The sequence below is a fragment of the Vibrio sp. 10N.286.48.C11 genome, from assembly GCF_041469805.1.
GTDB classification, from domain to species: Bacteria; Pseudomonadota; Gammaproteobacteria; order Enterobacterales; family Vibrionaceae; genus Vibrio; species Vibrio crassostreae_C.
The window spans coordinates 14,345-28,439 of sequence record NZ_JBFRLK010000115.1; the positions used below are offsets into that span (position 1 = coordinate 14,345).

The 14,095-nt window shown below is 44.4% G+C and carries 11 protein-coding genes; 6 read left to right on the forward strand and 5 right to left on the reverse strand.

Annotation, left to right across the window (positions count from 1 at the left end; translation table 11 throughout):
- Nucleotides 1-57: 57 nt before the first annotated feature.
- Nucleotides 58-1,011, reverse strand: a complete 954-nt coding sequence (locus tag AB4209_RS21190; protein WP_009845781.1) for a LysR family transcriptional regulator — start codon at nucleotides 1,009-1,011, stop codon at nucleotides 58-60.
- Nucleotides 1,012-1,141: 130 nt separating this feature from the next.
- On the opposite strand from AB4209_RS21190, the gene AB4209_RS21195 reads away from it, so the two are divergent.
- Both AB4209_RS21195 and AB4209_RS21200 read left to right on the forward strand, forming a co-directional pair.
- Complete coding sequence (locus tag AB4209_RS21195) at nucleotides 1,142-2,740, forward strand: isocitrate lyase (RefSeq protein WP_017059981.1); 1,599 nt, start codon at nucleotides 1,142-1,144, stop codon at nucleotides 2,738-2,740.
- Nucleotides 2,741-2,936: 196 nt separating this feature from the next.
- Nucleotides 2,937-3,515 carry a hypothetical protein gene (locus AB4209_RS21200; RefSeq protein WP_017059982.1) on the forward strand — a complete coding sequence of 193 codons (579 nt, stop codon included), beginning with the start codon at nucleotides 2,937-2,939 and terminating at the stop codon, nucleotides 3,513-3,515.
- Between the two features lie 103 nt (nucleotides 3,516-3,618).
- On the opposite strand, the gene AB4209_RS21205 is transcribed toward AB4209_RS21200, so the two are convergent.
- Nucleotides 3,619-4,011, reverse strand: coding sequence for a cystatin domain-containing protein (locus tag AB4209_RS21205; RefSeq protein WP_372057262.1), 393 nt, complete (start codon nucleotides 4,009-4,011; stop codon nucleotides 3,619-3,621).
- Nucleotides 4,012-4,679: 668 nt separating this feature from the next.
- Here AB4209_RS21205 and AB4209_RS21210 point away from each other — a divergent pair.
- Both AB4209_RS21210 and AB4209_RS21215 read left to right on the forward strand, forming a co-directional pair.
- Nucleotides 4,680-5,909, forward strand: a complete 1,230-nt coding sequence (locus tag AB4209_RS21210; protein WP_372057264.1) for an acyl-homoserine-lactone synthase — start codon at nucleotides 4,680-4,682, stop codon at nucleotides 5,907-5,909.
- Nucleotides 5,902-8,511: a response regulator gene (locus AB4209_RS21215; protein WP_372057266.1), complete on the forward strand. Its 2,610-nt coding sequence runs from the start codon at nucleotides 5,902-5,904 to the stop codon at nucleotides 8,509-8,511. Before AB4209_RS21210 ends, AB4209_RS21215 begins: the two co-directional genes overlap by 8 nt.
- Nucleotides 8,512-8,633: 122 nt before the next feature.
- Here the strand turns inward: AB4209_RS21215 and AB4209_RS21220 are convergent, their stop codons facing one another.
- Complete coding sequence (locus tag AB4209_RS21220) at nucleotides 8,634-9,272, reverse strand: RpiB/LacA/LacB family sugar-phosphate isomerase (RefSeq protein ID WP_372057268.1); 639 nt, start codon at nucleotides 9,270-9,272, stop codon at nucleotides 8,634-8,636.
- Between the two features lie 63 nt (nucleotides 9,273-9,335).
- Nucleotides 9,336-10,097, reverse strand: coding sequence for a 2-dehydro-3-deoxy-D-gluconate 5-dehydrogenase KduD (kduD, locus tag AB4209_RS21225; RefSeq protein WP_017067926.1), 762 nt, complete (start codon nucleotides 10,095-10,097; stop codon nucleotides 9,336-9,338).
- A gap of 317 nt (nucleotides 10,098-10,414) precedes the next feature.
- On the opposite strand from kduD, the gene AB4209_RS21230 reads away from it, so the two are divergent.
- Together AB4209_RS21230 and AB4209_RS21235 are read left to right on the forward strand one after the other, a co-directional pair.
- On the forward strand, nucleotides 10,415-11,746 hold the full coding sequence (locus AB4209_RS21230; protein WP_372057270.1) for an MFS transporter: 1,332 nt from the start codon (nucleotides 10,415-10,417) through the stop codon (nucleotides 11,744-11,746).
- 191 nt (nucleotides 11,747-11,937) lie between these two features.
- A complete protein-coding gene (locus AB4209_RS21235; protein ID WP_017067924.1) occupies nucleotides 11,938-12,819 on the forward strand; it encodes a DMT family transporter in 882 nt (293 codons plus the stop codon).
- Here the strand turns inward: AB4209_RS21235 and AB4209_RS21240 are convergent.
- Entirely contained in the window at nucleotides 12,788-13,996 is a 1,209-nt protein-coding gene (locus tag AB4209_RS21240) for a GGDEF domain-containing protein (RefSeq protein WP_372057272.1), read from the reverse strand. The genes AB4209_RS21235 and AB4209_RS21240 overlap by 32 nt on opposite strands.
- Nucleotides 13,997-14,095 lie beyond the last annotated feature (99 nt).

Sequence of the window (14,095 nt, forward strand, 5' to 3'; positions counted from 1 at the left end):
AGCTAATTTATGCCGGTTATATTGGATATTCATATAAAAAATACCCTAAAAACTGTGTTATTCCGTTACTCCACTCTCGATTTCGTTAGCGACACTTTTAATCAAACGACGCATCCACTGGTGGTCTGGATTGGTTTGTAACAATGGACTCCACGCCATCTTCACCTCAAAGGGTTCAATCGCAAATGGCGCAGGCTTGATCAACAATCTAGGGTTATTGCGCTGCAGTTGAGCGGCTTTGGTAGGAATAGTCAGGATCAGGTTCTTCTGTTGTGCGAAGAGAATCGCCGACAAGTAGTGTCGAGTAAACACCGTGATGTTACGGGTTTTACCGATGCGCATTAATGCCTCATCTATCCAACCAAGCTTTTGTGCTTCACTTGGGTTTATTCCCACTCCCGTTCCCATACCAGTCTTACTTACCCAAATATGTTGCGCCTTTAAATAAGACAAAATATCGAAATTGTCGGCTATCGGGTTGTCACAACTAAATAGACAAGAAAACCCGTCGTGCCAAAGGCTCATCTGGTGAAACGACTGAGGAATATCGTCAAATCGGTTGATAATTATATCAACGGTACCTTGCTCTACATCCTGATAGCTCACATCACTTGGCGTCATTATATCCAGTCGTATTTTCGGTGCTATCTCGCTCAGTTTTTTTAATAGCGGCTGAATAATGGTCGACTCTGCATAGTCACTCGCCATGATACGAAACACGCGTTCACTGTCTTCTGCATTAAACTCTGTGGTCGGCTGCAGTGTCTTCTCTACATTCGCCAAGATGTTTCGAATCAGTGGCTGCAACTTGTGCGCGCGTTCGGTCGGTATCATCCCTTCACTTGTTCTCACTAATAGCGGGTCTTCAAACAGATCACGCAATCGGCGAAGGCCATTACTCATGGCTGGTTGAGTAATACCCAATTGATTTGCTGCTCGTGTAACGTTTCTTTCACGTAGCAACATGTCTAAATACACAAGCAAATTAAGGTCTATACGAGCAATATTCATAAGAAAAATACCGAATATAATAACTATAAATTAACAAAATTATCACATGAGTGGTTATTCTTTGTCCATAGCAAAGTTTTAATCCAAGCCAATTTGGCAACCATACCCCACGTGAAACTAAGGAATAGTTATGTCGCAAATTACACAAGATATCGAAATGATAGAAGTTGCAAAAAGCGCTGCAGGTGCTCCATGGGATGCAATCAATGCTGAATCTGCTGCTCGTATGCGAGCTCAAAACAAATTCAAAACAGGTCTAGATATCGCGCAATACACGGCAGATATCATGCGTGCGGATATGGAGGCTTACGATAAAGACAGTTCTCAATACACTCAGTCTTTAGGCTGCTGGCATGGTTTTATCGGCCAACAAAAGTTGATTTCTATTAAGAAGCACTTTGATGGCAAGACAGACCGACGCTACCTATACCTATCAGGCTGGATGGTTGCAGCACTTCGCTCAGACTTTGGTCCACTTCCAGACCAATCTATGCATGAGAAAACATCGGTTGCAGGCCTAGTAGAAGAACTATACACATTCCTGCGCCAAGCTGATGCACGTGAACTGGGTGGTTTATTCCGTGAGCTAGACGCTGCACGTGAAGCGGGCGACGTTAACCAACAAGACCTTATCCAAGACAAAATCGACAATCACGTAACACACGTGGTGCCAATCATCGCCGATATCGATGCAGGTTTTGGTAACGCAGAAGCGACCTACCTAATGGCTAAGCAGATGATTGAAGCAGGCGCATGTTGTCTACAAATTGAAAACCAAGTTGCCGATGAGAAGCAATGTGGTCACCAAGACGGCAAAGTAACGGTTCCACACGCTGACTTCCACGCAAAACTTCGCGCACTTCGTTACGCTTTCCTTGAACTAGGCATCGACAACGGCGTTATTGTTGCTCGTACCGATTCTCAAGGTGCTGGCCTAACAAAAGAAATCGCAGTAGTGAAAGAGCCGGGCGACCAAGGTGATATCTACAACTCATACCTAGATGTTGAAGAGATCGATGTTGCAGATATGGCAGAAGGCGACGTTTGCTTTAACCGTGACGGCAAGCTAGTTCGACCTAAGCGTCTACCTTCAGGCTTATACCAATTCCGCCAAGGTACTGGTGAAGACCGTTGTGTATTCGACTGTATTGAAGCAATCAACGCGGGTGCTGACCTACTATGGATTGAGACTGAGAAGCCACACATCGGTCAAATCAAAGAGATGATGGACGGCGTACGTGAAGTTCACCCTAATGCGAAGCTGGTTTACAACAACTCTCCATCATTCAACTGGACGCTAAACTTCCGCCAACAAGCATACGATGCGATGGTAGCAGAAGGTAAAGATGTTTCAGCTTACGACCGTGCTAGCCTAATGAGTGCTGAATATGACGAAACTGAATTGTCTAAACGAGCTGATGACAAGATTCGCACATTCCAAGCGGATGCATCTCGTGAAGCGGGTATCTTCCATCACTTGATTACTCTACCGACTTACCACACTGCAGCGCTGTCAACCGACAACCTTGCAAAAGAATACTTCGGTGACCAAGGCATGCTGGGCTATGTTGCAAATGTTCAGCGCAAAGAGATACGCCAAGGCATCGCTTGTGTTAAACACCAAAACATGTCTGGTTCAGACATCGGTGATGATCACAAAGAATACTTCGCGGGTGAGAATGCACTAAAAGCCGCGGGTGAAGCGAATACGTCTAATCAATTTGATTAACCGCTAACGCTAAAGCCTCCCCCGTCCTTCTCTCTTACTTAGGTAAGATCCGGGGGAAGGCTTTGAGATAAAGCTTGTACTGCCAGCTTTATCTCAAAGCCTCAGATTTGTGTTCCACACCACGGTTAACCGAACAACTTCTGTTTAAGCTAACTGTATACGTATTTGTTCAGATTCTTATTTTTTGAGAGTGCCTATGACTTCAATACCTACACACCTACAAGATGCAAAAACGCTGTTATCAGAGAATGGTTTCGCGACGGGTGATACTTGGTATCACGGCACATCTTCAGCTTTATTGGCTTCGATTCAAGGCCAAGGTTTAAAACGTTCTGGAGACAAAGCGCTCAACGAAGCAGCTTCAAAAACTATGGCAACCATCGGCAACAACTATACCGAATCGGTTGAGCCAGTGTTTCTCACTCAGAGTAAAGAACTGGCGTACTACTGGGCTCAACAAACCGTTCGTGAGCGAGGCGTTCGATTCGAAGGTGAAGAACAACCTATCGTACTAGCGGTAAACCTATCTGAAAAGCAACGCACCAAAGTAAGACCGGACGTAGGCGCAATGAGTCTATTGATGATGAGTGTGGGCGAGCAATTCATGTCTCATCTCACTGAAATTTATCAAGCCAACAACATTGCAGGCCCCGACATCGAGCTTCGCACTGCCGATCGCATGGACTACCTCAATAAACTCGGTATGGCCTACATTGATGAAGACATCAGCCGAGCTTGTGTTCAGGAGTTAGCCGAGCCCGAGCTGGCCGACTGAAATCGTTCAGTGAATCAGTCTTCTTAAAAACAAAAATGGCTCCCAATACGGAGCCATTTTTATTTGCTATCAGCCTATCTCACAAGATACAGACGCATCTAGATTATGAGCACAGAAGACCTTTCTGTGCAGGTTGCGTCATTTCGATGTCACCTTGTAGAGAACGGTAAACGATGGTGTTCCACACTTCACCATTATCCATTTCAAACTCAATAGCGTAATTCAAACCCGCGACAACCTGAGTTCGCACACTCAGGATCTGCTTGAGCTCAGCTGAAGTGTTCATTTGACCAAGAACTGCGTTTAAAGCTTGCTTAGCTTCTGGTGTAATCTCACTTTGCGACCAACCACCCGTCAGGTTTTTAGTACTGCAGATAGGGTTCGCATTCTCTTGTGGTTGAGTCGGTACCTCTGATTTCTGACTACACCCAGCTAACGCCGCGACACTAAACAAGGCTGCTATTCCAAGTAATGATGTTAATCGTACTTTCTTCATAAATTCTCTCCACCTCAATCACTCACGAGGGATCACTCGTAATAATGTTTCATATGCAGACAAGCTTAAACCTCGAATGTCATCAATTCATCAGAGATTATGGTGTAACTACTCTATAAACACAGAAGATTGTCAGGAAAACAAAGTCGAGCACTGGAGCACTGCTTTTATCCACCTGATATTTAAATCAATAGAATGGGTAGCGAAGGAATAAGCGAGTATAAGACAGATATAATGCATCAGTTAATTACATATCTAACACCAAATACATTCACGCTGTAATTAATAAGATGAGCTCATGTTGATTTGGATTATGATATTGGTTCAAAAAATAGATATTTGAGATTATTTTATAAATTCAAAAGTTTATGCTCGGCTTAATCATGTCTGATTTTAAAACTGTGATCCAGCCCTACAAGTTGTTGATAATAATGTACTTTGTTCATCTGTGAATTCATTCAAATATGGAAAATCTTTATTGTTAAGGGTGGGTGCAAGTAGTAAAATCTCACCCGATTATGCAACTTACTTCTCACAACATGGACACAAGTAAAGTTACGATTAGCTCTCTCAAAGTAACGTAACTTCAAACACATACCTAAAATCAGTGTCCTATAGATAGTGCAGATCAAATAAAAATAATTATATAAACCTAGGCTAGGTTAAACATGAAATTAACGTCGTCTTTAGGCTCACTGTTGGCTAGCAGTCTGTCTATCGAAATAAAACAGCGAGCGCTGATAGAGCTCGTCATCAGCACTTATCAGCCACATGAGCGCACTGAGCTTTTTCAAAGCGTGACTGAATATCGTAGAAGCCAATTAGAATTGCTTTTCCCAGAGCATCAAAACAAAAGCTACTCTGTATTGTTTGAGGTGATGGACTACCGCGATCTGATTCTGCGCTATCCAAATACACTATCTGCAGAGATTGCTCTTCTAGAGCAGGCTGTAGGGCAGTGCTATATGCATTGGCTAGATTTCTGGTGTGAGTGTGAAATTGCTGCGATCAAAGCAAAATCTCCATTAAATCCAAGCTCCATTTCTCATGTCGACCTCCCTATCAATGACAGTGCTTATTACGGTGCGATCATCGAACAGATAGAACATGAGCCACTTTTGGTACAAACACCGAGTCACCCACAAGGAATGCCAATCAGCGATGCCATTGCTTTAAGCAATCTCGAGGTGTTCATCAAGGGCGAGAAATGGTTTGAGATGCTGCCTTTATTACACCTTTCTCAGGCAGGTAAGCATTTTATTCTGCTCAAGCATCCAGTCGATGAAGCCTTTCCAACACTGGTTTCCTCTGCGCTGATTCAAGACTGGTCTAAGAATGACACTTGGCTAAGTTACGCACCGCCGTTCAGCAATGAGCAATGGCAATACTGTTTACCCAATTACGGCTGCGATGAACTCGCAGGGTTACAACTTTTCACACCGCCTACACTGTCAAAATGTTACTCTCTCCCAGAATTTGACCAACAATTCCAGTTACAATTGTCCGACAAAGATGCCCTGTGTGAGGTGTTACGTCTGACAGTCAGTGGCAATACCCAACAAAAGCTCTATTTCCTCTACCTTTCTCAAAAAGAGCTGATGAGTGTGTTACACCAAATAGGCTATAAGATTGGCTTCACTATTATCGAGCAACCTTTCATGCTTCAGTTTTATCAAACCATTGATTCCAATGCATACTTCCATTCTGGATATTGCGAATTAAATGACGATGGCACGACAATTTATCGTGGATTCTGGAATTTTGAGATGATGGTAAAAACGTTCAATAATGTCGATTTTCGAAGCTACAAACGCGCAGTGCGAGAAAGCAGAAAGTCATTAGAAAAGTCGCGCTCGGCAGGAAAAACTAGCTCGGTGAAAAAGGATGAACATGTTTGATTTCGGCCTAGAGGCGATCATCTATGCAAAAGCAATCACACTGCTTGCAACCGTGGCTGTGGTTGTCATGTGGTTGTTCTATTACTGCTATCGCCTGAAACAGAAGAACGAAGTGATCGCAGGGACACACCATGCCCCTTACATCGCGTATTCGATCTGCATTGTTGCGTGGATCAGCAGTAACGCTTATTTCCATACCGACTTATTACCGGAACTTGGGGCCTCGGCCGCCGTGTTCGCCGCAAAGTTTGCCAACCTCGCCTCGTTCTTTGCGTTTGCCTTTGCCTATTACTTCTCGTGCAAACTCGCCGCTGAACAACGTAATGGTAAGGTTCATGTGTGGCAGCAAGCCATTTTCGTCACCCTGACCGTCTACTCCTTCTTTATCAATTTAAGTCCGGGGTTAACCGTTGAACACGTCACCATTGCAGGCCCAAGCCAGTTCGTGATTGAGTTTGGCCCGCATACGCCGTACTTCTTTATTGGGATGATTAGCTTTGTAGTGCTAACACTACTCAACCTGGTGGCCATGCGCGCCAACAGCAGCAAGCTAACTTTAGCCAAAACCAACTATATGATCGCCGGCATTTTAGTCTTCATGCTGTCTACTGCGACGATCCACCTAGGCATGACCTACTTCTTGCGTGATTTCTCGCTCACTTGGCTGCCACCAGCTTTGTCGATAAGTGAAATGTTGTTCGTTGGCTATGCCCTGCTGACCTCGCGCTTCTACAGCGTGAAATACCTGGCGTACATGAGCCTAAATGCGATGTTGGTTTGTGCTATTTTGGTGATCCCTTTTGGCGCGATATTTATCCCGCTGACAGACGACAGTCAATGGCTTGTTGCTATCCCAATCTGCGCGATTATCGGCATCACGTGGCATGTTCTCTACAAGCGCGTAAGCCACTACGCCTCGTTCTTTGTCTACGGAAACAAGAAAACGCCAGTACAACAGATCCTCTCACTAGAAGACGATTTCAAGCTGTCGATTGATGATGCAATGCGTCGATTAGGTAGCCTATTGCAGATTCCCGAAGACAAGTTGCGTCTGGTGAACAGCAACTACAACGAAACCTTCTACGAAGATTACCTGTCTACCAACAAGTCCGTTTTAGTGTTCGATGAGCTGTCTCAGGAGCTTGATTACACCGCACCAGCCAAGCGCTCGATAAAAGCCCTATATGACAAGATGAGCTCAAACGACACCGCTTTGGTGATGCCTTTATTTGGTCAGGGGAAATCGGTCACGCACTTATTGGTCTCATCACATAAGAGCAACGATAAGATGTTCTCTAACGAAGAGATCTCTGCACTGCAAACCTTGTTAACTCGTGTACAAAGCACCATTGAAGCCGATAGACGCATTCGCCAAAGTCGCGCGCTTGCTAATTCTATCGCACACGAAATGCGTAACCCGCTGGCTCAAGTGCAGCTGCATTTTGAGGTGTTAAAACAGCACATTGATAACCAAGCCCCAGCTAAACAAATCCTAAAGGATATTGAGAATGGCCAAGCGGCGATTCAACGCGGGCGACAACTGATTGATATCATCCTGCGCGAAGTCAGTGACAGTACGCCTGAACACGGCCCTGTGGCCATGACCTCTATCCACAAAGCCGTAGATCAAGCCGTAAGCCACTATGGTTTTGAGAATGAAAAGATCATTGAACGCATTCGTTTACCACAACACGCTGATTTTGTAGCAAAGCTCAATGAAACCTTATTCAATTTCGTTATTTTCAACCTGATACGTAATGCAATCTATTACTTTGATTCTTATCCAGAAAGCCAAATTGAGATCAGCACCAACACAGGGCCTTACGAGAACGTTCTGATATTCCGAGATACCGGCCCTGGCATTGACGAAGCCATTGCACATAAGATCTTTGATGACTTCTTCTCTTACCAAAAAAGCGGTGGTAGCGGCCTAGGGCTTGGCTATTGCCAACGTGTGATGCGTTCATTTGGCGGCCGAGTTGAGTGCCACTCTAAACTTGGGGAGTTTACTGAGTTCCACCTGTACTTCCCGGTAGTACCCAATGCACCCAAAGCAGACGCACTTCGTACGCCTTACTTCAATGATTGGAAAAGTAATCAAACCACAACTGAAAACAAACCCAACGCAGAAGTTAAACCAGATAACCAAGCGGAAACGCAAAGTTCAGAGCCAACAAGTACGCTAACCCCAGAGAACCATTTGGCTCCAACCGTGCTTATCGTCGATGATAAAGAAGTGCAACGCACGCTTGTTCAGATGTACCTGAGTCGACTTGGCGTAAATAGCTTACAAGCTAAAAACGGCGAGAATGCCGTCGAGCTGTTCAAAACACACAAGGTCGATTTGATCTTAATGGACGTACAAATGCCGATAATGAATGGTTTTGACGCAAGCCAAATCATCAAGGCACGCTCTCCTCAAACGCCAATCATTGCTTTGTCTGGCGAATCAGGACAGCACGAGTTAGATATGATCAGCAAGTTGATGGATGGTCGCCTAGAGAAACCAACCTCCTTGAACGTGCTGCAACACGTGCTCGATAACTGGCTTGAAAAAAACTGGGCGTCGAATGCTCCCAAAGAAACCGAAGATGAAGAGTAAATTCAGGAAAACACGAATCGCCATTTTTCCAGTTGATTACTGTCTGCCTCACAACTTTCCTTTAATTATTCATCAAAAAGCCAGCCGAACAAGGCTGGCTCTATCAGAACTAAACGCTCTAATTAATCTAAAAGTGAACGAACATAATCAGCGATTTCTTGGTTTTGGCAATGCTCAAACAAGCATTGTTGGAAACGCTCGCTGCCAACCGCTGTTTTCACGAGCTCTTGGTCGATTGATCTTAGCGAATCAATAAAGTTATCTTTGACCACCGCCGCTTTCACTTCATTCAAAATTGCTGCGTTACGTTGCTGTGGTTCTGCACGTTCTAGTGGATACCCATTACCACGCTCGCCTGTGAACGCTTTTTCAAAGATATAACGAATGTTGAGTTCACCTGCCCAGCCAAAGCCTTTAGCAAAAGCGAGAGCGAGAGCATTACCGTTATTGATTTGGTTAAACAAGAAAGCATCTGATGGCTCTAGGCAGTAACCACAAACCACACCCGGATGTAGGTTCAGTGACATCAAAGCACCTTGCCCTGTTCCACATCCCGTCACAACAAAGTCCACAGCCTTTGAGTTGATGAGAATACTAGCCATGATACCTAAGTGGATATACGTTAAGTGGTGATCATTCTCGTCGGTCATACCTAAGTTGAAAACATCATGACCAATGCCACCCGCCACTGACTCTAGCTCAGCTGCAACCATGGCATTTTTACCTGCCTGACTGTTTTCCATCATTAGTGCGATTTTCATTTATGTTCTCCTGCAAGATTGCTGCAAATTTAAAATTCTTAACCGTGTTTGTTACAAGGTCAGTTAACGAGCTAACCAACCACCGTCAACAGCAATGGTATAGCCGTTAATGTAATCCGATGCTGATGAGGCTAAGAACACACAAGGACCTGCGATATCTTGCGGTTTACCCCAACGTTCAGCGGGAATACGCTCAAGAATCGCTTGATTACGCTCAGCATCTTCACGCAGAGCTTGAGTATTGTTCGTTTCCATATAACCGGGGGCTATCGCATTCACGTTGATATTATCGCGCGCCCATTCGTTCGCCATCGCACGTGTCACGCCCATCACAGCACTTTTTGAAGCCGTATAGGAAGGAACTCGAATGCCACCTTGGAATGAGAGCATCGATGCAATGTTAATGATCTTTCCGCCAGTACCTTGAGCCTTAAATTGCTTTGCAACAGCCTGAGACATAAAGAACACCGTCTTGGTGTTCACGTTCATTACGTCATCCCAATCTTGCTCTGAGAACTCAATAGCATCTTGGCGGCGAATAATTCCTGCATTGTTCACGAGAATGTCGACTTGGCCAAACTCAGCCAAAGTGCGCTCTATAACCCCTGGAATGCACGCTTGCTCGAGAAGATCAGCACTCACGTTTAGGAACGAATGACCTGCTGCACTCATTTTCTCAATAGTCTCTTCAGGCTCTGTTCGGTTAACACCGACAACCTTACAACCGGCTTCCGCTAGGCCTAATGCAATACCTTGCCCAAGCCCCGTGTTACAGCCCGTCACTATCGCTACTTTACCTTCCAGACTGAATGACTCTAAGATCATGCTCGCTTCCTCAATTACATTGGATTCATTGCGTATCGTTATTACCAATAATTAAATCATACAATAAGATGTAAATACGAGAGCGACGTTGTAGAAGTTCGATCTTGCACCAAAATCAGTCGAACAAGTGAAACGGCACCACAAACTAAATGAATAGGGGAAAGTGATTTGAAGACGAGAAACCTATAACCCACTATGAACAATGAGTTCGAAGATCACCCAAACCAGATATTTTAGGGATTTGGCAACAATTCCATGATTTAAAAGAGTAAAAGGGTTATACATAATAATGTGTTATCTAAATTACTGAAATTATCATGACGCTCAAAGAGATCCTTAAAATTCCCAATGTCCGCTACTTCTTGATGTTTAGAAGCAGCTACTTTGCGCGTTTTTACTACCCTATATTCACACTACTTTATTTAGATTACGGGTTAACCCTGTCTCAATTCGCGATGCTCAATGTAGTTTGGGCGGCCACCATTGTGCTTGCTGAAGTACCGTCGGGTGCATTCGCCGATACCTTAGGCCGCAAGAAACTGGTGGTGCTGTCTTCGATTGTGATGTTTGTTGAGATCGCAATGATCGCCTTAGTGCCAACCGGAAACCCCGACTTGGTGTTCATAGTCTTTCTGATTAACCGGATTCTCAGTGGCTTAGCGATGGCACTGGCCAGCGGCGCCGACGAGGCATTGGCTTACGACACCTTAAAAGAACAAGGTAATGAAGAGTTGTGGCCGCGAGTGCTGCAAATCCAGCTTCGTGTCGCCTCAACGGTCGGTATCTTTGTCACGCTGATTGGTGCGGCGATGTACGACGTGAACTTTATGACGAACATCTTTCATTTCCTTGGACTAGCCGAACCAGAAAGCACTAAAGACCTGATGCGTATTCCTGTGTTCGCCACCCTATTTGTAGCGATGATCGCTATCTATGCCGCGATTAATATGCGCGAAGAGAAAAAGCTGATGCCAAGCGACCAAACCAAATTGGCAACCACCATCTCAAGTCTTAAATTGACGATCGATGCAGGTAAATGGGTATTCGCTACGCCTTACGTGCTGTTCATCTTGCTCTACTACAGCCTATTCGAACACACCTCACGCATGTTCCTAACCATGAACAGCCAATACTATCTGGCCATTGATATTCCAATTATCTACTTTGGTTTTATTGGTGCGGGTATCAGCTTGCTTAAGATTATATTGGCAGGACAAAGCCGAAGATTAGCAGAGAGTATGGAGGCTAAAACCTTCATTGTGGTTATGGGATTGGCAAGCATGGCGACTTATTACTGGATCAGTTTAGGTTGGTCGATTTACGGAGTCATTCCGGCACTAGTATTAATCTTTATCATCATGACGATGAACATTTTCATCAGCTACCACCTGAATAAAAAAACCGAATCACACAACAGAGCCACCGTTCTTAGTTTCAAAGGTTTGATGTTTAACCTCGGATACGGTCTGATCGGTATCTTGTACGCTTACTACTATAAGTTGGTGTCTCAGGGCTACACCGAACAAGAAATAGAACAGAACCTTGCCTTCTTGGCCTCACTGTCTTCTTTTTTCTATTACTTCACCTTACTGTTCTTTTTGATCAGCGCGCTGTTCTACTTCAAGAACAGAAAAGAAGCGATTTTCTAAACAATCGATTGATGTCGAGTGACAAGTAAATGAAGCCGTTAAGGTTTACAGCGCAAGTTTTAAAGACCGAATATTCTTCAAAACCGAGCGATTCACGCAACTGACTATTGCTTATTAAAAGAACAAGTCGCTTCTTATATTGGTTTTATTTGTTAATATAATCAGCAAATTACATAACACATGGACGCGTCATGTCTTTTAGTTGGATAGCCTTTACTCTCCTTGCTGCCTTTAGCCAATCTTGGCGCAATGCCTTTCAAAGTAAATTAAGTGGCACCATGAGCGTGGCTGGCGTGACGTTGGCGCGTTTTATTTGGGCTGGCCCAATCGCCCTTATTTACCTCTACACCCTCTATCAATGGCAGCCAGTCTCCGCACCGGATTTTTCGGGTGAGTTTGTTTTCTATATTGTTGCTGCCGCCATCATGCAGATCCTCGCGACCGGCTTAATGGTGATGCTGTTCAAGCTAGAAAACTATGCGATAGGCGCAGGATTAGCCAAGTGTGAAGCCCCCGTGTCTGCGGTGCTATCCGTATTGTTTTTTGGTACTGCTTTGACACTAACAGGTTGGGTCGGCGTACTTATTGGTACTTTAGGCGTGCTAATCATGAGTAGCGCTTCTGGCTGGCGAAGCTTGTCCCCAAAAGTGTTCTTATTAGGTATGGCGTGTAGCACCGCCTTTGCTTTAACGTCTCTTTGGGTACGGGAAGCAAGTTTGAGCATAGGGTTGCCGTTCCCTCATAGCGCTGCTTGGGTGCTGTTCCTCGTCATTTCCCTTCAGACAGTGATTATCTGTACGTATCTCTTTTTCAGAGAACGCGACACGCTGCGCCTGATATTCAAGAAGTCGAAACTGGTCGTAATGACAAGCCTAGCGAGTGTTATCGGTTCTCTGGGTTGGTTTAGCGCAATGTCACTTCAAGCCGTTCCGTACGTAAAGACGCTTGGGCAAGTCGAAGTGATCTTCATGGTGTTGATATCCTACTTCTGGTTAGGACAAAGCATCGCACGCAAAGACATTCTTGCACTCATCTTACTCTCTATTGCAGCGGTATTGGTGATGTGGCAGTGACGATCTCGTTAATATGACTAGGACAAATTGAAGTCATATTGCGACCGTTTGTTTTCGCTTGATATAACGCTTTGTCGGCTCGAGTAATAAACCCATCCCAATTCTCATGTGGGTGAAGCTGAGCGACACCGAAACTCGACGTCAGAAACATCTCATTCCCTTGTACGGCTGAGATCTCTGAAATAGACAATCGCAGCTTACAAGCAATAGCCTGTGCTTGTAGGAAATTAACATTGGGCAATAAAATCATTATCTCGTCTCCGCCAAAACGAAACGCACTGGCTGTTGGCGATGTTTTGATTGCACTTTGAACCATTTCAGCAAAAGACTTGATCACGAGATCACCCACAATGTGTCCGTGTTGGTCATTGATCGACTTAAAGTTATCAATATCCATCATAATGGCACTAACAGGTGCAGTCCCCGCCTGCTTCATGATAACTGGAACCATCTCATCTAATGCTCTGCGGTTTCCCAGTACCGTTAGAGGATCGCTGTAGGACAGCTCGTGAATAGAACTAAGCAACCTTGCGTTAATCAGCCAAAGCATTGTAAAGCTCATCGACACAATAAGAACGATGCTCACTAAAAAGGCAAGTTGATGAATGAGAGTGGCCGCCATGAAATCCTGGAGATCAGCGGAAAATAGTGTCACCACAACTCGAAAAACCATAAACCCGCCATATATCGTAAATGACAAGGCCATCATCCGAATACCTAGAGTCAAGTCATCACGCCGGCCCTTTAATACCGCAAAGGCAGTGCAAAGAGTCACAAAAGCCAGATATAAACTAATGAGGATAATTCGAGCCTTTATGGAAGGCTCATAGAACGTGAAGTAAATAAAACATGGCAAAAGAGCCAACATCATTAGACTACTGAGGTAGGTGCATTTGAGAGAGTATTCTCGAAACAGACATAAGCTATACAAGGCGAGATGAAAACCAAGCGCAATGACCATATTGGCACCAATAACGGTGACCCAATCAGGGAACTCCCCTCTTAGGCTCAACATCAACGGCCCAGTTCCGATAACAAATATTGAAATGGAAAAGATTGAAAGCCCTTTAATGGACTGTTGAGTGAATTGAAATAACAACAAGCCAATACAGTAAATGAAAGAGAACAAAATAATAATAAAATTAAGTGTTCTCATATCCAGCGAAAAACCATCCATGATTTTCTATCTTCCATACGCAACCAAATTTCAACATGGTCAATAATCATGCAAACCACAAAAACATTCACCATGTGAATAATGCCGTTCACTTAAGAG

Coding starts and splice junctions, on each gene's coding strand:
- AB4209_RS21190 (WP_009845781.1), bottom strand. CDS start 1,011: ATGAATATTGCTCGTATAGACCTTAATTTGCTTGTGTATTTAGACATG.
- AB4209_RS21195 (WP_017059981.1), top strand. CDS start 1,142: ATGTCGCAAATTACACAAGATATCGAAATGATAGAAGTTGCAAAAAGC.
- AB4209_RS21200 (WP_017059982.1), top strand. CDS start 2,937: ATGACTTCAATACCTACACACCTACAAGATGCAAAAACGCTGTTATCA.
- AB4209_RS21205 (WP_372057262.1), bottom strand. CDS start 4,011: ATGAAGAAAGTACGATTAACATCATTACTTGGAATAGCAGCCTTGTTT.
- AB4209_RS21210 (WP_372057264.1), top strand. CDS start 4,680: ATGAAATTAACGTCGTCTTTAGGCTCACTGTTGGCTAGCAGTCTGTCT.
- AB4209_RS21215 (WP_372057266.1), top strand. CDS start 5,902: ATGTTTGATTTCGGCCTAGAGGCGATCATCTATGCAAAAGCAATCACA.
- AB4209_RS21220 (WP_372057268.1), bottom strand. CDS start 9,272: ATGAAAATCGCACTAATGATGGAAAACAGTCAGGCAGGTAAAAATGCC.
- kduD (WP_017067926.1), bottom strand. CDS start 10,097: ATGATCTTAGAGTCATTCAGTCTGGAAGGTAAAGTAGCGATAGTGACG.
- AB4209_RS21230 (WP_372057270.1), top strand. CDS start 10,415: ATGACGCTCAAAGAGATCCTTAAAATTCCCAATGTCCGCTACTTCTTG.
- AB4209_RS21235 (WP_017067924.1), top strand. CDS start 11,938: ATGTCTTTTAGTTGGATAGCCTTTACTCTCCTTGCTGCCTTTAGCCAA.
- AB4209_RS21240 (WP_372057272.1), bottom strand. CDS start 13,996: ATGGATGGTTTTTCGCTGGATATGAGAACACTTAATTTTATTATTATT.